The sequence below is a fragment of the Chlorobium sp. N1 genome (assembly GCF_004332115.1).
Taxonomy (GTDB): domain Bacteria; phylum Bacteroidota; class Chlorobiia; order Chlorobiales; family Chlorobiaceae; genus Chlorobium.
In genome coordinates this window covers 1-17,776 of sequence record NZ_SJPA01000015.1, presented here as the reverse complement: position 1 = coordinate 17,776, position 17,776 = coordinate 1, and the positions used below count along the sequence as shown (strand labels likewise).

Below are 17,776 nucleotides of genomic sequence, written 5' to 3'. Positions count from 1 at the left end.
CCCGTGGGTTCCACAGCTTCGAAAGCTACCGAACCCGAATCCTGTTTTACTGCGGGAAGCTCGACATGGCAATCTGACAATGCAGTAGTTTGCCGAAGAGCGACCCACTAAATTCGACGAAGGGCCATTATTTTCGGTATAGTTCAAACTGAAGTTGACTCCAGCTCCCAACAAACAAAAATTAAGCTAAGTTTTAACTGAATAAACCGTAATTCGTGTAAACTCTCGTCATTGAACAATCACGACCCCAATCACCCGCCAATCGACGGCTTGTTAGCCTCCATTATGGCTGGAACATAGGCCTTGGGATCAACAATCGGCAAAGGAACACGCTCAAGAAATGAACCGGCCCCCTTGACGAGCAAAGCCCCCCTGGTCGTCGAAATTGCCAGGGAAATCACCGTAGCATAGAAATCGGGCGGAACGTCCACAACGGCTCCCGTATGGCTATCGACGTCAAGCCCTTCGGTACTGAATAAGGATTCAGCAATCATGGTAGCATACCCGACCTGGTCCAATGAGCGCTGCACGACAATGCCGACCGTGACGATGAGAGCGGAGGGCTCATGGCTGACGCCGACAGAGGTTTCAAAATCAAATGATTCGTTCTCGCCCAAAGGCTCTTCGGGAGCCTTGAACGAAAATGCGGTAATCCTGAACCCCGAAAACTGAAACCCTATGTTCTTCTTCTGTTTCATCACGGCCTATCCGGCTATGGAGTAATCATGATACAAAACCGCACGGGCGCCTCCGCCGGCTCGGGCAGACTTCGCTGTATAACCCTCAAGTGACGAAGTTGCAGGAAATTCAAACTGAGTCACAACAACCTTGTAGATAACAGCCTTCCCTTTGTAAGGGATCGAAAAGATATCCTGGCCGAGAGCGACCTCGAACTCCACCATGGTCTTGAGGGTCGGATTAGCAGAACCCGACAGGACTCTACTGACATAGGATTCTTTCTTCCCGAGCTTTTCAGCCAACTGACGCTGACTCATCCCACCCCTCTCCATAAGGTCGTGCAGGCGGACGGCAAACTCACCCTGCCGTCTGACAAACTTTTTCGTCAGTGGTGACACCCCCTCGAGGGCTTTTTTCAAACATGATGGTTTCATAATCAATCCTCCCCTAAAAAGACAAGATCCCCGCTAATAAGCCCGGTATCGGGATCAATATGGATTTCACCGGTTTTCTGTCGCGCTGCCACCCAGGCATCGACTTCCTGCAAGAAGGCAACGGCCTCATGCAATACCGGATCCTCTTGATAGGTTCTTGTTGTCTTTACCCCTCCATACCCGACAATAAGAAGAACACTCGACCAGCGAAGGCAATACAGCCTGAGCTTTCCGTTCCCATAATGCAACGCCTCAACAGAATCCCGTATCGAGCCCTCCTTTTTGAAGAACTGCTCCTTGAAACCGAAGCGCTCAAACTCCGTCTTCTCCTGCCCGGACACATGTACTGAGTACAACGAGCCGCGCAGGCCATTCTCAACCGGCTTGATCTGGAATCCGAGATTCACTTATAAGTTAAGTTTTAATTCGAACAAACCATAACTAATCGGAGCCGGCCTGCAGTCAATACGAACCCCCTGAACTCCTGCCCGTCCAGCTGCCGGTGAGTGTTGCCCCCGACAATGGAACTCGCCATCACCAGAATGCCGATGGCCTCCATTTTGGCCATAAGCTGCCGCAGCGCATCGGTCCATGTCGGCAGGGCCGCCCTCTCCTCCATCGAAAGCGGCAACACATCCCGGATCTTTCGAGCCACTTCTTCCGGACGATCTGCCGCCGAAGCACTTCCGACAAAAGGCAGGGGCTGCATGCCCTGCATCTGGGCATACTCGCGAAACCACTCCTGGCGCTGCTCACACAGGAAGATCGTATCCAGCAACTCGGTGCTCGGGTCACGAAGATCGATGTCACGGAAGGTACGGTAATCAGGAACCGGCAAGGGCAGGGAGGGCGGCTCGGGCAGGAAAAAGTAGCCGAAGGAGGTGTGCGTCAAACGGGCGAACTCTTCCAGCTGCCGGAGCGTCGGCATGGCCTCCCCACTCAGCCATAGCGGCCATTTCCGGAACCGCTCTTCAAGCTCGGCATCAGTCAGCCGGGCCCGCTCGGCAGCCCAGCGCAGTACCGAAACCGTTGCAGGAATACCAGTCATGCGTCCACTATTGATTTTCAGTCACTCGCAAATGAGGTTAATGTGGCGCAGTCAGGAAAGTTCCGGTCGAGAGTGCAGCAGCAAATAAAAAGCCGCCCAACCGACAAGACAGCCCCAGTCCGGTCACCCAAATATTGGACCATCAACACCATGCGCAGGAGAACGTCAATGCATTGCGCATGCATTCAAGACCTCTTTAACCTTATGGGCATCTCGAAAAAGTCTCGGATGCGATAAATTGTTATAAAAAGGCAATATAGCCTATCCGTAAAAGGCCGAAATTCCGTATTTTATGGCAGAACGCACTCCATTTATCCCTCTGCCATGAAGAACATCAATCCACTGGGCCTTTTCGACGAGCATTTTCTCCTGGAACGCCTGACGAAACTGAAGGATCCGCTGGTGAAACTCGAGTCGTACATCAACTGGAACATCTTCACCCCGGTTCTTGATGTCGCCTTCTCCAAGCCGTCCAACAAGAGCAGAATGGGGCGCCCTCCGTTCGATCGCACGATGATGTTCAAGATCCTGATCCTGCAAAGCCTCTACAGCCTTTCAGACGACCAGATGGAGTACCAGATTACCGACCGGCTGAGCTTCAGGCGCTTTCTTGGACTGAAATCGAGCGACAAGGTCCCCGATTCGAAGACGATCTGGAAGTTCCGCGAAACCCTCATCCAGGAAGGCGTCATCGAGGCCCTGTTCCACCGCTTCAACGAAGCCCTTGACGAGCAGCAGCTTTTCGCCAACACCGGCAAGATCGTCGACGCCAGCTTCGTTGAGGTCCCCCGCCAGCGCAACAGCCGTGATGAAAACCAGCAGATCAAGAAGGGCGAAACTCCCGAAGCCTGGAAACAGAAACCCAACAAGCTCCGCCAGAAAGATCGTGATGCGCGATGGACAAAGAAGAACCAGATGAACTTCTACGGCTACAAGAACCACATCAAGGCTGACGGCGGAACGAAGTTCATAGCCGACTACATGGTGACCGACGCCTCAGTCCACGACTCCCAGGAACTCGAAACCCTGCTTGATAAGGCAGACGAGGGAGAGTGTCTCTATGCTGACGCAGCCTATGTCGGCCAGGAAGAAGCCATTGATGCGTGCCGCATGACGAACATGGTCCACGAGAAAGGCAACCGATACCATAAGCTCATAAAGAACCAGAAAATCGACAACCGCTTCAAATCCCGTTACCGCGCCAGGGTCGAGCATATCTTCGGCTTCATGACGAACACGATGAACGCCATGTACATCCGAACCATCGGCTACGCGAGGGCGACAGGGAAGATCGGCCTGGCCAACCTGACCTATAACATGATGCGCTGCATCCAGCTCAACAGGGTAATCCATGGTGCTGCTCTGGGATAACTACGCCCAATAAGCGCTTCTGGCGGGGGTTTCAGCCCAAAATGTGTCAAAGAACGATGTTTTTCAGGATCGACTATGTTCCTGCCGAGATCCCCGGCCGGAATGATAGTTCAAAAATCAGGGTGAGTAGACCGGAGGAATTTCACCTCCAGCCCCTCGCAGAACTGTGCGTGAACGTCTCCGCTCACACAGCTCCCATCATCCAGCCATTGGAAGATATCCCACCTTCCAGTGCACCAACAACTCTGGGCTCGCCTTGGCTTTAAGCCAGAGCATATGCCCCGCTTTTGTTTTGTGCTTCTGTAAGGTCTTGTACTTCCTCATCATCCAGCGTACCAGATGCAGATTCATATGCCGCCATATCACGTCCATTGCCGAGCGGCGGAATTTACCATAGTAGTTCAGCCATCCTCTCAGCACCGGATTGATGCTCTTTGCTATCTGGCTCAGGTCTTGATCGCATCGAAACTGAAGCTTCCACCTCCTGATCGTTTGCCGCATGTGCCGCTGTGCATCACGACTGACTGCCGGAACAAAGTTCATGAACAGTTGGCCATGCTTGTTGACGGTCTTTCTTTGGCGAAACGTGTACCCAAGAAACGTGAACTGCCTTACCGGATATTTCCCCTTGCGGTTGCTATCCGCACAGTACACGATCCTCGTCTTTTCAGGATGAAGCTCTAATCCGCATACCTCGAACCGCTCCCTGATCTTGTTCACCACCAGCTTAGCCTGCGCTTCGCTTTTGCAATGCAGCACACCATCGTCGGCATACCGACAGAATGGTACGCCCGGCAGGTTTTCACTCACCCACCGGTCGAACGCGTAGTGCAGGAACAGGTTCGCCAGTAGCGGACTGACCACGCCGCCTTGCGGCGTGCCTTCTGTCCTTTCCACCAGCTCTCCATCCGGGGTTTCCATCGGCACTGTCAACCAGCGCTTCACATACAGGAGCACCCACGGAATCTGGCAATGTTTCTCAAGCGCACGATTCAGCAACCCATGATCAATCGTATCGAAACATTTCCTGATATCGAGATCAACGACCCAGTCATACTTCCAGCACCGCTCTCTCACCACCGAAAGGGCATCGTGGGCACTTCTGCCCGGTCGAAACCCGTAGGAATCCTGATGAAATATCGGCTCCAATAGTGGTTCAAGAGTCATACTGACCACCGTCTGGGCTATCCGGTCCGCTACCGTCGGGATCCCCAGCATCCTTTTCCCTCCCGTTTTCTTGGGGATTTCTACCCCCTTGACCGGTGATGGAAAATAACTGCCGGAACTCATCCGGTTCCATAGCTTGTACAGATTGTCCTTCAGGTCTTTCTCGAACTCCTGAATCGTCTCCCTGTCGATACCAGCAGCACCTTTTTTGGCTTTCACCTGCTGATACGCTTTCCAAACGAGGTGTCTGGATATCTCATACGGCTTTGTCATGCCGAAATACTCCTCCCGCTTTCGCAGTTGATACTACTGCATGACTGAATGATGCAGCCCCTTTGCTCCAGCCCCATTACAGGGCCTTCATCGCTCTTACGGACTGCTCCGCCCCTTGCCGGCGTATCGGTACTTTCGGCCTCGTGTGTCACCCTTGTGCCTTTTCCCTTATCATCGCCAGCGAAGGTTCTCGTAGTTCAATACAAGCGCCCGAGCCAGGATCACGCCGCCTCTATGCCGGACACCATCTGGACAGTAAGCAGGTTACCTCCAGATTCATCCCGGACCCAATTAACTGCCCGGTTTTGATGTCGTCTTAGAACTATCGACACGTTTATGGCGGTTCACTGGTGTTCGTCTTCCTTGGCTCACACCTGACATCTTGAGGATGCCTTTTCCGTATCGCTCACGACCATAGCTTTTGACTACAGCCGCATACGGTGGTTTGTACCCTGCTCCTGCAAGCCGAGTACGAGGGGCCACACCCTCATCACTTGCACTGCTTAGCTACGACACACTTAATCGAGGTTCCCTTATATATTTGAAAAACCTCTTCACCCAACCAAAGCAACCCATGAGCGGCTCACCCGAACACCTCCTCGACCGGCTGCAGGCGCTACAGGAAGAGAACCGCCGCCTCAAGGCGCTCCTCGACGCACACGCCATAGCGTGGCAACCCGAACCGGAGGCCATGGAGGAGCCAGAGCAGCCGTACACCACCCCGCCTGCCCCTGATACGCCCCGCACCAACGAAGAGAAGATCGCCCTCTTCATGGAGCGCTTCCACGGCCGCCGGGACCTCTACGCCCTCCGCTGGGAGTCGAAAAACGGCAGCAGTGGCTACGCCCCCGCCTGCGCCAATACCTGGCGGCCGGGCGTCTGCCTGAAACCGGCACAAAAGTGCAGCACCTGCCCCAACCGCCAGCTGCTCCCGCTCGACAAGAAAACCATCCACGGCCATCTTGCCGGCCGCCACACCATCGGCATCTACCCGCTGCTGCAGGACGACACATGCCGTTTCCTGGCCACGGACTTCGACGGCGGGCACTGGCAGGATGATGCCCGAGCCTTCATGGAGAGCTGCCGCCGCTTCGCTATTCCCGCAACGCTTGAAATCTCCCGCTCGGGCAACGGCGCGCATATCTGGATCTTCTTCACCGCGCCGGTCCCGGCCCGTGACGCCAGGGAGCTCGGAGCAGCCCTCGTCAGCGCCACCTGCCGCAGCAGCCGCCAGCTCTCGCTCCAGAGCTACGACCGCTTCTTTCCGAACCAGGACACCATGCCAAAAGGAGGATTCGGGAACCTCATCGCGCTCCCCCTGCAGGGAAAACCGAGAACCGAAGGGAAGAGCGTCTTCGCAAACTCCGAGTTCACCCCCTACAGCGACCAGTGGAGCCACCTTGCCGCACTTGACCGCCTGACTCCGGAGGAACTCGCTGAAGCGACCCGAAGGGTTTCCGAAGGGAACCATCCTATCGACGTCGCCTACGCCCTGGAGGAAGAGAACCCGGAACCGTGGAAAACACCCGCTCACCGACCGATCGCCCTTCAGGGGCCGCTGCCGGCATCGGTCACACTCGTTCGTGCAAACCAGCTCTTCATCGAAAAGGACAAACTCGGCCAGCCGCTCACCAACCGGCTCATCCGCCTCGCCGCCTTCCAGAACCCCGAATTCCACAAAGCGCAGGCCATGCGCCTGCCGGTCTGGAACAAACCCCGCATCATCAGCTGCGCAGAGACCTTCCCGCACCACCTCGCCCTGCCGAGAGGATGCCATGAAGCCGTAGAAGAGCTGTTCAGGGAGAACGGGATCGAGATCGAGCTGCAGGATGAGCGAGAGGAGGGCAGGCCGACTGGAGTCACCTTCACCGGGGAACTGCGAAAAGACCAGAAAAAAGCCATGGAGGCGATGCTCCGGCACGACACCGGGATCCTCTCGGCGCCGACTGCGTTCGGCAAGACGGTCACTGCCGCCGCCATCATCGCCCGGAGGAACACATCGACCCTCGTCCTCGTGCATCGCAGCGAGCTCCAGAAACAGTGGAAGGAGCGCCTGCAGGCCTTCCTCGACCTCCCCAAGGGCTTGCCCGGCCTCATCGGAGCCGGCAGGAACAAGCAGAGCGGCGTCATCGACATCGCCCTGCTCCAGACCCTTGCCCGGAGGGAAAACCTCCCGGAACTCCTCGAGGGCTACGGCCAGGTCCTGGTCGACGAATGCCACCACCTCTCGGCGTTCTCCTTCGAAAAAGTCCTCAAGGCGGCCAGAGCCCGCTACGTGCTCGGCCTCACCGCAACCCCCGTCCGCCGTGACGGCCACCAGCCAATAATCTTCATGCAGTGCGGCCCGATCCGCCATCAGACGAGGCAAAGCGAGAACGCCCCGAGCGTGCTCGAAGTCCGTCCCCGCGAGCTGTACACCCGGGCCATGCCCGACAGCGACGGCATCCAGGCGCTCTTCAGGTGCCTCGTGGAGGACGAAGAGCGAAATCGCGCTATAGCACGCGATGCCATAGACTCCTACCGGGAGAAGCGGAACATCCTCATCCTGACCGAACGCACCGGCCATCTCGATCTCCTCCGGGAACTCCTCGAACCCAGCATCCCCAATCTCATCACGCTCCACGGACGGATGAAGAAGAAAGAGCGGGCGGAGACCATCGAGCGCCTTGCCTCCATGGACGAACAGGAAGCCAAGATTATCCTCGCCACCGGGCGCCTCATCGGGGAAGGGTTCGACTACCCGCCGCTCGACACCCTGCTCCTCGCCATGCCCATTTCATGGAAAGGCACCCTCCAGCAGTACGCCGGAAGGCTGCACCGCCACCACCCCGACAAGGGGGCCATCCGCATCTACGACTACATCGACCAGAACCACCCGCAGCTGGCGAGGATGTGGCAGAAGCGGAGGAACGGCTATCTGGCCATGGGGTACCGGATCCGGAAAACAGGGGAAGGCAATGCGCTGCAGATGCAGCTCTAGAACGGGGGCCCGACGAATTGAGAAGGCGTTCTTGGTGGCCCCAATATCAGCCATGCTCGATACGCCAATCATTGCTTCCAGGGGAACCCACCGCAAAGCCTTGGCTTTTCGCCCATCATGACTGATATTTTACGTAGAGCGCAAATATCCCCAGAAGAAGCAAGAGCCCGAGACACCCTATGAAACCCGAGAAGAGGAAACTCACCATACTGGTCTCCTCCCCGGTATACGGGATCGAAGAACTCCTTGACCGAGTATACACGCTCCTGACCTCATTTGGATATGACGTATGGATGTCACACAAGGGAACGCTCCCTGTCCGCTCCACCCGTAGCGCCTTTCAGAATTGCCTTGATGCGGTAAAACGCTGCGACCTGTTTCTCGGCATCATCACCCCATCATATGGCAGCGGCCAGGACAACAGCGATCCAAGAGGCCGATCCATCACCCACAAGGAAATGCTGGAAGCCATCAAGCAGAATAAACCCCGATGGATCCTCGCACATGACCATGTAGTCTTCGCCAGGGCTCAGCTCAATAAACTGGGGTTCACGGAAAAAAACGGACGGGCAAAGCTGACGCTCAGCAAAAACCATATATTGACCGACCTGCGCATCCTCGACCTGTATGAAGAAGCCACCATCGATCATGAAGGAGATGACGCCGTCCCATTATCGGACCGGGAGGGAAACTGGGTACAGAAATTCCGATCCGACAGCGACGGCAGCCGCTTCGTAACCACTCAATTTTTCCGTTATCAGGAAGTGGAGGAGTTCATCAAGGAAAACTTCGACAATACACGCGATGAGCCAAAAAGTGGAGATGACGCATGAGTCCTGATAAGATCAAGGAGCTGTTGGCTATCGGTGAAAGCCAGCGCGTTGAGTTCAAGGCAAACGCCCTCGATTCCGAAAGCCTGGGCCGGATCATCTGCGGCTTTCTGAACACAGCCGGAGGCTACCTCATCTGCGGCGCCCTTGAGAACGGGCGAACAGCCGACATCACCCTCACCGGCGATGCCATTGCAGAACTTGAGCGCACCCTCCACACGCAAATCTCACCGAAAGCGTTTGTTTCCGTTCAGGTACAGGAGCTTCAGGGCAAACAGGTCATGGTCATAGAGGTCCCTGCCGGCAAGGACATCCCCTACGCATTCCGTGACATCATCTATATCCGAACGGATGACAACACCATCAAGGCTGACGCCGCGACCATCCGCGACATTGTGCTGCGTCACCAGATCGAACCGGTACGCTGGGAACGCCGATTCTCACTGGCTGATATCGACAGCGATCTTGACCCGAAAGAACTCCAGGACACGGTTGCCGACGCCCAAAAAGCCCGTCGGGTATTCTTCCGTGATACGAGCCGGCCGATCATGGTCCTCGAAGACCTCTCCGCCGCACAATACGGCCGACTGACGAACGGCGGCGACATCCTCTTCACCCGAAACCCTGCCCGGCGTTTTCCGCAAACCCAGATACGCGCCACCCGGTACGATTCGGATAAAACCGGCGACACGTATAGCGATATGAAGGCATTCGAAGGACCGCTCCACGTCATCTTCGAAGAGGCCTACTCATTCATCATACGGAACACCCCGACCGTATCGCGCTTCATCAAAGGATCGGCAAAACGCATCGACTCACCGCTCTACCCCGAAGATGCCGTCCGCGAGGCCCTCATCAATGCCCTCGCACACCGTGACTACAGCTCCACCGCCGGAGGGGTCAGCATCCACATCTTCCCGACTCGACTTGAAATCTGGAATTCCGGCGCGCTGCCTGAAGGAATCACCGCCGAACATCTCGCAACAGGGCACATCTCCGTCCTTCGGAACCCCGATATCGCCCATGTGCTCTATCTGAGAGGACTTATGGAAAAAGCGGGACGGGGAACCGTACTCATGTACAAGCAATGCGAAGCGAACAACCTCCCCGCACCTGTATGGCAATCCGATCCCGCACTTGGGGTTCGGGTGACCTTCCAGACCGGGGAAGTCACCGAGGAAGTCATGCGCCTGCTTCACGTCATGACCGATTCGATGAAGCGTTCAGAAATCCAGGACCAGCTGGGGCTCAAGCACGAGGAGCACTTTCGCAGAGCCTATCTGCTGCCGGCTATGGAGGCGGGACTTATCGAAATGACCGTCCCCGACAAACCCAGGAGCAGGTTGCAGCAATACCGGCTGACCAGAAAAGGGCTTCAGTTCCTGAAACAAACGGAGAAAAGCTGAGGAGGAGGAAGAGGGGTGAGGGTTTACCATTTCATCAACACGATGCACGCCATCAGCAACCTCTCACTGAAGCGCCTGAGGGTATCAAGGCTCGACCAGCTGAACGACCCGTTCGAATTCCTCGCTGCTGACCTGCTGGATCCACGGGATCGGCAAGCGCTCACACACTTCAAAGCGGAGCTTGCCGCCACCAAGGGCATGATCTGTTTCAGCCGGTCATGGAGCAACCCGTTGCTGTGGGGGCACTATGCCGAAAAGCACACCGGAATGGCGCTGGGATTTGATATCCCCGAGGGCTTCCTTCTTCGCATCCACTACTCAGATGAACGGCCAAGGGTGATCCTTGATCCGGAGACAAGGGAAATCATCAATAAAGGGCAGGCTGTAGACCAACTGATCAGGACGAAATTCAGTGACTGGCACTATGAAGACGAATACAGGATGTTCGTTGACCTTGACCCCGCCTCCCAGGAAGCGGGGAACCACTTCGTCGATTTCTCTTCAGAGCTCTTGCTCCGGGAAGTCGTACCGGGGCTGAAGTGCGAGCTGCCGATTCAGCGTATCCGCCAGCTGCTCAAGGATGAATGCCCGCCGGTGAAGGTATTGAAAGCGGGAATGGCTCTTCGAAAGTTCAAGGTCATCGAGGATCGGACTGCGCGAACCTGACCGGTCTCCACACGGTGGCGAAACCTGACGAAACCCGAGTCGGGCAAAGGCTTCAATTTTCGCCTGCCACGGCACACGAAGAGAATGACATCGGAGGCGCGATCAATCCTCTACCAGCCGCCTGAACGCCTTGACTGCCGGAAACAGCATGGCATTCCGAAAACGGCGGGTGGATACTCTCCACCCAACCTCATACATCCTGACAACCGGGAATAGGATTTTCTTTCCTTATTCACCTACATCCCCACTCGCCTACACGTCCCTACCCGGCTTACAACGCCTATCCCTATACGGGAAAAACTCCTGAAGCTGAAGGCGCTGTTAAGATAAAAGTTTTTATCTTAACAGTAACCCAACGACAACAAGCACATGGAACCCACCATCATCTCCGCCTCATGGGGTTTTTACGGCAGGCGCGACGAGCTCAGCCTGCTGCACAAGATACTGACCCGTAACCGTTGGTTTTTCGTCCAGATAGCTGGACGGCGACGCATCGGAAAAACAGCGCTCATCCAGCAGGCCATGCAACGAGCGGGCCGAGAGCTGAGGCTCTATATGCAGATACCCGATTCAGATGCCACCGGTGTCCTTGCTGCATGCAACGACTACCTTGAAACATTTGGACTGCACCAAAAAGTGCACAGCCTGCTCGAGCTGGCACGGCTCATTGCCGAACTTGCCTCCAAGGGCTATGTCATCGCCATCGACGAGTTCCAATATTTCAACCGCAGCCGGCTCTTCGACTTCTGTTCATTGCTGCAGAAAGAGGTTGACCACCTCATGCTGAACCCGAACGGGGCGACCGGAGGGCTCATCGTTTTGGGCTCACTGCACACGGAAATGTCTGCGCTTCTTGAAGACCGGAGCGCACCGCTCTTCAACAGGACGACCGATGTGCTCGATCTCGACCATCTCGACATCGCATCCCTTCTCGAACTGCTCCAGAAACACGGAGACCCCGCCCCGGAACAGCTGCTGTTCCTCTGGAACCTTTTTGAAGGCGTACCGAAATTCTACCGTGACGCCTATGAACAGGGAGCTCTGGCGGCAGATCGCCAACACCTCCTGAAAACCATGTTTTTCAGCAGTTCGTCCCCACTGCGCAATGAAGCCGATAACTGGTTCCTTAAGGAGCTCCATGGCCGCTACGACACAATCCTGCAGTTCATCGCACGACACCCCGGATGCAGCAACGCCGATATCATAGCCGCCATCGCCTCATTTTCTCCCCAGGAAGGCAAGCAGGCGGGTGGATACCTGAAAATCCTCGGTGAGCGTTACCGGATGGTGGAACGACGCCTCCCGATCTTTGCACGTAACTCGTCACGATCAGGCAGGTATTATCTCAAGGACAACTTCCTGCGCAGCTGGCTTATGGCCCTGCAGCGGCCCGTCTCGGCCATGCATTTCCGACCGGAGGAGCAGCTCATACGGCAAGCCGACAGCCTGCTTGCCGATGCTGAAGGCCACGCACTTGAAACCCTGGCCGGCAAGCTGTATGAAGAATTAAGCCGCAAAGGGCTGGGCGACTTCGAGCTGAGCGAAAGAATCGAGGGGTACTGGGATCGCGGCGATGTCGAAATCGATCTTGTCGCACTTAGCCAAACGGCGCGGACCATCCGCTTTGTCTCCTGCAAACGCAACCCCATGAAACTGCAGGAAAGCATCCCCGCCCTCATGGCATGTTCCGGGAAATTCCTTGGGCACCACAAGCAATATCGCGACTGGAAGTGTGAATATTGCGCCATTGCCCCATCCATTCCGGAACCGGTTTGCCGCACGCTGGAAGCGTCGGGCGTGCGGCCACAACCACTCTCGGAACTACTGCGTCCCCTCTTCTGAAAAGCACCAATGCTGCCGCGCATTTATCCAGCAATGATCATCAAGAGAGGCTATTGACAGCAGCAACTCACCAAAATCCTCAATATTGAGCAGTCGCGTAGTCTCCACAGGGTGGCAAAACCTGGGCGGTTCCGCCTGGCGCTTCGCGGGGGGCACTGCTCTAACGTCCGAACAGCCGGACTTGACGTCTCAACAGCCATAAGTCCGTCAGCCGCAACTCAGGAACAAAGCGAACAAAGCATCCCCGACACCGCCCCGCAGCTTCACCACGGCCCCACCGGACCCCGGCTGTTAAAACCCCCGGCAAGGTGTTAGCGGGCGTGTGGTGACCGGAATACACCGTTCAAACATCCTGGCCGGACACGGCGAAATCAAAGCGGACATCTTCGCCGACAATCTCGGCCACGTTGATGGTTGGGATCAAAAACCGGTTGAATATCGTATCCTGCGTCTTGACGTACAGCATACCCCTCAGGCTGCCGACAGTCAATGCCGCCAGGTGCGCAACAAACCCATGGGGGAAAACCATCGCATCTTCGCCTTCAAGGGCAAACCGCTCCCATGCCTCAGGCTCAATGGAAAACTCAGCACTCCCCTCAATCAAAAGAAAGGGCTGCGGCTGCTGATGGGAAAAACGAATACGGGATGAGACCCTGAACAGTTTCTCATCAGTATTGAGCCCGAAATCCAGCGACACGTCAAAGCTGACTTTTTCGCCGTCCTTATAGGCCTCCTTAATCACAGCGAACTGGTCGAGGCTTATTTTACGCAACGCGAAGCCTACCCCATCCTTCTGTTTGTTTTCGGTCATGACGCCCGCCTGAAATCAGACTCGTTCGAATAATAACTGTAACCGACGGTTGCGTCCTCTGCAGAAAAACTTCTCGGCGAAGAAGAGCTTTCTTGACGGAATGCCAGACCAGCGGCTGCACGATGCGATCCCTCCGCGAGCTCAAATGCCTTGTAACGCGATGCAACCGTCAGGATATTCACGCCAAGAGCATGCTCAAGCTTCGAGATGGTTTCGAGCGTCAGGTTTTCAGTCCCCTTCAGGATCTTACTAACATACTGAGAAGAAACTCCCATAACTGCCGCCAGATCTTTCTGCGCCATATGCTTCTCCTGCAACGCGGTAAGGACACAGAGGGCTATCTCGGCCGAGCGGTCAAGCCAGCGCTTGTTCTCCTCAAACCACAGAGCCTCCGCCATCCATGTGGACGGCCGGCCTCCTGCCACCCGATCAATTCTTTCCTTCAGATCATTCATTGCCTTGCCCTCCATTATTGGACTCGAGATACACCAAATCGAACTGGCTGCCCAGATCGTTCCTGATCAAAAAGCGCTTTACCTCCGCCAGTTTGTCCAGTTCATGCTGCAGGTGAACCGCCTCGTCCATGGACCGTGTCAATTTGATGGCGCCACCGGTAATGACGTAGCAATGCACATCGAAACGGATGGCGTACAGCCTCAGCCACTTTTTCTTCACCCGTCCACGCAGCTTACTCTCCTGTAGCGGCAAGCGCCGAAACTGACAATCATCCAACGCGAGAAACAGCGATTCAAGTTCCTCGCCTCTGGACTCCAGGCCACCTCGGGCTATCCGCAGCAGCTTCCGATGCAGTTCATCAGCCTCATGACGTGTAGCCATGACTGCCTCCTGAACGGAAACACCGTTGTAATACCCCCGCGTCAACCGGGCCTTATGCTCCGTAAAAAAATCGAACAGAAACTGAATATCAGATGTCCAAAGCCTGAACAGACGGGTCAATTCATCAGCATCCTCTCCAGGAAAACGAACCGCATACAATCCGGCACCAGTATCAGCATCTGTTATAATACGGACAAGCTCCACAAGAAACAACTTTTAGGTTGATTTCCGCGCCAACACGGCATTACCACACCACATAATCTACCATCGCCACCTTCTACCCCAAACAACTGCCTTATCATCTCAAGATTACTCTATTCCCCTCTATCAAGTAAAAAAAACAAGCGCCCGCATCACACAGGCGCCCATCATGCACACAACCATTTCCCCCTCAATTGCAGGGCTCAATTCACACGCCACACTCCACGGCGGAACAGACCGCCTTCCCATCAAGCCAACCCTTGCATACCAGAACGTCAACCGCCTTTCCGATCTGCCGCTCCCGGAACTGCTCCTTCCTCTTCCCCCAGGCATACACGCCCTTGACGACATCATCCAGAGAGGCAACATCCTGCTGGCTGGCCACCCAGTGCACAGTCGAAAGCAGTTCAAGACCGAAGGAAGACTCAAAACCCTCCACCAGCCGCCCGACCCTATCCAAACGCTCCCGCGTAGCCGCTTCCCCCTCAAGAAAACGCTGGGCATCATCCAATGCTCCGCTCATCAACGATAGTGGCTTATCAGGCTGATCACCCCCATCATCATATCCCGAAATCCTATGCCCTTCAAGCGCCTTGAGCACATGACGAAGGTTCTCGGCATAGGGGCCGTAATGCCCTTTGGTGAATGACAGCCGCAGCGGTTCCCCGCTCACCTGCAGGAAGTACATCAGTTTATGCACCTCGAGAAGCGAGATAAAGGGATCCAGCAAACCATCCCTATAGCGCGCCATCAAACAAAGCAGCGCTGCTCGCCCGGCGGTCATCTTCGGAACATCCCGGGTATGGTTGTTGCAACGAACGGCATTCGGATCTTCGGCAGGCTCAAACACGAACACACGAACCCCCTCGACGTCATGAAAAGCCTCCTCGATCAAAGCTCGAACATCCGGCCAATAGAGCCCGCCGAGGCCGCTGCCAAGGGGAGGGATGGCTATGGAAGTAATCCCTCGAGACCTAATCTCCCCTACCAGGTCCTGCAACCCGGTCTTGATATCCTGAAGGCGGCTCTGCTCCCGCCAGTGCCTCTTCGTAGGGAAATTGACGATGTAGTGAGGATTGGTCAGTTGCCCTGTCTCATAGACAAACATCTTTCCCGGCACCACCTCTTCACGGCGGCACGCCGCCGCATATGCCTTGAAATTCTCCGGATAGACGTTCTTGAACTGCAAGGCAATGCCACGCCCCATGACACCGACACAGTTGACGGTGTTCACCAGAGCCTCGGCCTCTTCAGCCAGAAGATTCCCCTTCTTATATGCTATCATAGTTACGGCCTCCTCATATCTCAATACTACCAATCACGCCGAACTTCAACAAGAGGATCATACCCATACCCGCCAAGAGCCTCCTGAACCTTCCCATGAATATCCGGAGAGTGCACGCCCACCCGCTCAACAAGTTCAAATGGACATCGCTGCTCCAAAAGGAATTCAGCCTGTTTTCCCTCCTTCCTGTCCCGCCAGTTTCTGGCATTGACCGCATCCCAATCAATTTCAACAAGCTGCCGGAGATCACTCCGGTCCTCAAAGTACACTGAACCGGCATTGGTCAAGGTAAATGCCCATCGCAACGCCTCGTGTTCCGCCCAGGCAACGGCTTTCTGAAGGTCCACCTCCAAATGAACAATCGGACCCTGCCCGCCATGATAGGACAGTTGCGGGTGGTTCCCCTTATGCAGCATAAAGAGCATCACGGAGCGGGGACAGAAATAGAACGGCACGCACTCCCCCACATGCAAACCCGCCCGGCTGTCAAGAGGCATCCAGCGCCGCCTCAGCTTAATCTCAGCCATCCCTATCCCGGTGCCCGGAGAGGCTCGACGCTCAACCTCCGCGTCACACCACAAATGCCCATCCGCCAATACCGAAGAAAGCTTATCGACGTGTACGATATGGTAGATCTTGGTATCTGACGGTTGCATTCTTCCACTCCCTGAACGTGATTGAGACAACACGCAAACAACTGCTCTCAGCAAGCCTCGCCATCACCCTGCCCGACCTGTATTGTCGCTTCGTCTGCCCGAACGTTCCTTCGACGGCATTCCAGGCTCCTTCATATTCCCTGATCTGCCGCCGGCGAACACGGTTCACCTCAACATCCTTCGGGTGCCAACCTGGGGATTCCTAATTTCCAAAATCTGGGGAATCTTAATTTCCGATTACATGAGGGCTTTGTTGGCCATGTATCCTCCGGGTTTTTGACCCGAAAGGTACTGTTGCTGATGTTACAAATCCGCACGGCGAGGGGTGGTACACTTATCTCTCCAGAATGGCCGGTACACTATTCTCCAGAATGTGTGGTACACTTTACTCCGGTAGAGGTGGCCCACTTTACTCCAGTGTACTCATCAACACGGCATTACCACACCACACAATCTACCCACACCTGTCGATAATGCAAGTAGTCAACTGTTACCGCTTACGGGACCTGTCTAGTGATCACTCATTAATCAAGGCCACCGTCGCTTTCGCATTACATACTGCTTGTCCGTCCAGGCAAACTGGAAAAATTCCTTCATATCCGGTATATCAGCGACACCGGAATTACTGTTAGGACTTGCCTCTCTAGCGCTGTCACAAAGCGAATCGATCACTTTACGCAGTGCCGCAATCAATACAACAAGCGCATAAATTGCATGCTTGGCTGCTACATCCAGTTCGTGGTTGCGAGTAAAACCGCTTGTAATATCCAGACTCCGCTGATCCATATCTCTGATCTGACAATATGCAATGCTCCCGAGTGCGGCAGATGCGCGCAGCCCAGTGTGCACAACTTTTCTACGCTCTCCCGGCGTAGCCTGTTCTTCCATGATCCGATTGACAATCTCACCCCAACATGCGATTGGGTCCTCATGTGCTTGATGCTTTTGGCCAGTAAGTTGGTTGATGTTGGAATAGCGCCCCCCCGTATCGGCAAATCTGTCCAGAAACTCAAGAATTCTCAAAGACAAGGATTCCGGCTGAAACTCATCCAGATAAGTAAGATTCCGATTGCCACAAATACCCTGGGTTGCTTTGAGTAGACGCATCAAGTCATGCTTGTAACCAGCGATTCGCTTCGACGGAGGCGCCGCTAGTTTATTCTTGGCTCCTCGCTGTGGGGAGTGGGTGACGGTATGAGAAGCGTATATTGTTGGTCAACTCTGACAACATACAATTCTCCTCTGTTACATGAACGACCTGACCCTCTTTCAGCTGGCTCTGGGACTTGAA

Annotated in this window: 17 protein-coding genes and 1 pseudogene; 6 read left to right on the top strand and 12 right to left on the bottom strand. The window is 55.2% G+C overall.

Annotation, left to right across the window (positions count from 1 at the left end; genetic code table 11):
* Positions 1-251 precede the first annotated feature (251 nt).
* The 4 genes from E0L29_RS10980 to E0L29_RS10965 are packed head-to-tail and all read right to left on the bottom strand — an operon-like array spanning position 252 to position 2,160.
* A complete protein-coding gene (locus E0L29_RS10980; protein WP_131359001.1) occupies positions 252-698 on the bottom strand; it encodes a hypothetical protein in 447 nt (148 codons plus the stop codon).
* 6 nt (positions 699-704) lie between these two features.
* Complete coding sequence (locus E0L29_RS10975) at positions 705-1,097, bottom strand: helix-turn-helix transcriptional regulator (RefSeq protein ID WP_242664384.1); 393 nt, start codon at positions 1,095-1,097, stop codon at positions 705-707.
* Between the two features lie 17 nt (positions 1,098-1,114).
* On the bottom strand, positions 1,115-1,519 hold the full coding sequence (locus E0L29_RS10970) for a hypothetical protein (RefSeq protein WP_131358996.1): 405 nt from the start codon (positions 1,517-1,519) through the stop codon (positions 1,115-1,117).
* 14 nt (positions 1,520-1,533) lie between these two features.
* Positions 1,534-2,160, bottom strand: a complete 627-nt coding sequence (locus tag E0L29_RS10965) for a hypothetical protein (RefSeq protein ID WP_131358993.1) — start codon at positions 2,158-2,160, stop codon at positions 1,534-1,536.
* A 324-nt stretch (positions 2,161-2,484) separates the two neighbouring features.
* Here E0L29_RS10965 and E0L29_RS10960 point away from each other — a divergent pair, with 324 nt between their 5' ends.
* Positions 2,485-3,531 carry an IS5 family transposase gene (locus E0L29_RS10960; RefSeq protein ID WP_242664383.1) on the top strand — a complete coding sequence of 349 codons (1,047 nt, stop codon included), beginning with the start codon at positions 2,485-2,487 and terminating at the stop codon, positions 3,529-3,531.
* A 198-nt stretch (positions 3,532-3,729) separates the two neighbouring features.
* On the opposite strand, the gene ltrA is transcribed toward E0L29_RS10960, so the two are convergent.
* Positions 3,730-4,971 (bottom strand): group II intron reverse transcriptase/maturase, encoded by a 1,242-nt coding sequence (gene ltrA, locus E0L29_RS10955; RefSeq protein ID WP_131358990.1) that lies wholly within the window; start codon positions 4,969-4,971, stop codon positions 3,730-3,732.
* Between the two features lie 574 nt (positions 4,972-5,545).
* On the opposite strand from ltrA, the gene E0L29_RS10945 reads away from it, so the two are divergent.
* The 5 genes from E0L29_RS10945 to E0L29_RS10925 all read left to right on the top strand — a co-directional run bounded on the left by E0L29_RS10945 (position 5,546) and on the right by E0L29_RS10925 (position 12,695).
* Positions 5,546-7,951 carry a DEAD/DEAH box helicase gene (locus tag E0L29_RS10945; RefSeq protein WP_131358987.1) on the top strand — a complete coding sequence of 802 codons (2,406 nt, stop codon included), beginning with the start codon at positions 5,546-5,548 and terminating at the stop codon, positions 7,949-7,951.
* Positions 7,952-8,130: 179 nt separating this feature from the next.
* Positions 8,131-8,784: a DUF4062 domain-containing protein gene (locus E0L29_RS10940; RefSeq protein WP_131358985.1), complete on the top strand. Its 654-nt coding sequence runs from the start codon at positions 8,131-8,133 to the stop codon at positions 8,782-8,784.
* On the top strand, positions 8,781-10,187 hold the full coding sequence (locus E0L29_RS10935; protein WP_131358982.1) for a Fic family protein: 1,407 nt from the start codon (positions 8,781-8,783) through the stop codon (positions 10,185-10,187). Before E0L29_RS10940 ends, E0L29_RS10935 begins: the two co-directional genes overlap by 4 nt.
* 42 nt (positions 10,188-10,229) lie before the next feature.
* A complete protein-coding gene (locus tag E0L29_RS10930; RefSeq protein ID WP_131358979.1) occupies positions 10,230-10,853 on the top strand; it encodes a DUF2971 domain-containing protein in 624 nt (207 codons plus the stop codon).
* A gap of 432 nt (positions 10,854-11,285) precedes the next feature.
* Positions 11,286-12,695 (top strand): DUF234 domain-containing protein, encoded by a 1,410-nt coding sequence (locus E0L29_RS10925; RefSeq protein ID WP_347564602.1) that lies wholly within the window; start codon positions 11,286-11,288, stop codon positions 12,693-12,695.
* A gap of 343 nt (positions 12,696-13,038) precedes the next feature.
* Here E0L29_RS10925 and E0L29_RS10920 read toward each other — a convergent pair whose 3' ends face one another.
* The 7 genes and pseudogenes from E0L29_RS10920 to E0L29_RS10890 all read right to left on the bottom strand — a co-directional run bounded on the left by E0L29_RS10920 (position 13,039) and on the right by E0L29_RS10890 (position 17,592).
* The gene (locus E0L29_RS10920; protein WP_131358974.1) at positions 13,039-13,506 is read right to left on the bottom strand and encodes a hypothetical protein; all 468 of its coding nucleotides are present in this window, start codon (positions 13,504-13,506) and stop codon (positions 13,039-13,041) included.
* Positions 13,503-13,961: a helix-turn-helix domain-containing protein gene (locus E0L29_RS10915; protein ID WP_165498895.1), complete on the bottom strand. Its 459-nt coding sequence runs from the start codon at positions 13,959-13,961 to the stop codon at positions 13,503-13,505. The genes E0L29_RS10920 and E0L29_RS10915 overlap by 4 nt, the downstream gene beginning before the upstream one ends.
* Entirely contained in the window at positions 13,954-14,547 is a 594-nt protein-coding gene (locus E0L29_RS10910; RefSeq protein WP_131358968.1) for a hypothetical protein, read from the bottom strand. The genes E0L29_RS10915 and E0L29_RS10910 overlap by 8 nt, the downstream gene beginning before the upstream one ends.
* A 205-nt stretch (positions 14,548-14,752) precedes the next feature.
* Positions 14,753-15,829, bottom strand: coding sequence for a macro domain-containing protein (locus E0L29_RS10905; protein ID WP_131358965.1), 1,077 nt, complete (start codon positions 15,827-15,829; stop codon positions 14,753-14,755).
* A 26-nt stretch (positions 15,830-15,855) separates the two neighbouring features.
* A complete protein-coding gene (locus E0L29_RS10900; protein WP_131358962.1) occupies positions 15,856-16,485 on the bottom strand; it encodes a DUF4433 domain-containing protein in 630 nt (209 codons plus the stop codon).
* A 13-nt stretch (positions 16,486-16,498) separates the two neighbouring features.
* Positions 16,499-16,669, bottom strand: a pseudogene (locus tag E0L29_RS10895) (transposase); the annotation flags it as partial.
* Between the two features lie 344 nt (positions 16,670-17,013).
* Positions 17,014-17,592, bottom strand: coding sequence for a hypothetical protein (locus E0L29_RS10890; protein WP_131358959.1), 579 nt, complete (start codon positions 17,590-17,592; stop codon positions 17,014-17,016).
* Positions 17,593-17,776 lie beyond the last annotated feature (184 nt).

What these genes read in the sequence shown, in the direction of transcription:
- E0L29_RS10980 (WP_131359001.1), bottom strand. Translation starts at nt 698, where the DNA reads ATGAAACAGAAGAAGAACATAGGGTTTCAGTTTTCGGGGTTCAGGATT.
- E0L29_RS10965 (WP_131358993.1), bottom strand. Translation starts at nt 2,160, where the DNA reads ATGACTGGTATTCCTGCAACGGTTTCGGTACTGCGCTGGGCTGCCGAG.
- E0L29_RS10960 (WP_242664383.1), top strand. Translation starts at nt 2,485, where the DNA reads ATGAAGAACATCAATCCACTGGGCCTTTTCGACGAGCATTTTCTCCTG.
- ltrA (WP_131358990.1), bottom strand. Translation starts at nt 4,971, where the DNA reads ATGACAAAGCCGTATGAGATATCCAGACACCTCGTTTGGAAAGCGTAT.
- E0L29_RS10945 (WP_131358987.1), top strand. Translation starts at nt 5,546, where the DNA reads ATGAGCGGCTCACCCGAACACCTCCTCGACCGGCTGCAGGCGCTACAG.
- E0L29_RS10940 (WP_131358985.1), top strand. Translation starts at nt 8,131, where the DNA reads ATGAAACCCGAGAAGAGGAAACTCACCATACTGGTCTCCTCCCCGGTA.
- E0L29_RS10935 (WP_131358982.1), top strand. Translation starts at nt 8,781, where the DNA reads ATGAGTCCTGATAAGATCAAGGAGCTGTTGGCTATCGGTGAAAGCCAG.
- E0L29_RS10930 (WP_131358979.1), top strand. Translation starts at nt 10,230, where the DNA reads ATGCACGCCATCAGCAACCTCTCACTGAAGCGCCTGAGGGTATCAAGG.
- E0L29_RS10920 (WP_131358974.1), bottom strand. Translation starts at nt 13,506, where the DNA reads ATGACCGAAAACAAACAGAAGGATGGGGTAGGCTTCGCGTTGCGTAAA.
- E0L29_RS10915 (WP_165498895.1), bottom strand. Translation starts at nt 13,961, where the DNA reads ATGAATGATCTGAAGGAAAGAATTGATCGGGTGGCAGGAGGCCGGCCG.
- E0L29_RS10905 (WP_131358965.1), bottom strand. Translation starts at nt 15,829, where the DNA reads ATGATAGCATATAAGAAGGGGAATCTTCTGGCTGAAGAGGCCGAGGCT.
- E0L29_RS10900 (WP_131358962.1), bottom strand. Translation starts at nt 16,485, where the DNA reads ATGCAACCGTCAGATACCAAGATCTACCATATCGTACACGTCGATAAG.
- E0L29_RS10890 (WP_131358959.1), bottom strand. Translation starts at nt 17,592, where the DNA reads ATGCGTCTACTCAAAGCAACCCAGGGTATTTGTGGCAATCGGAATCTT.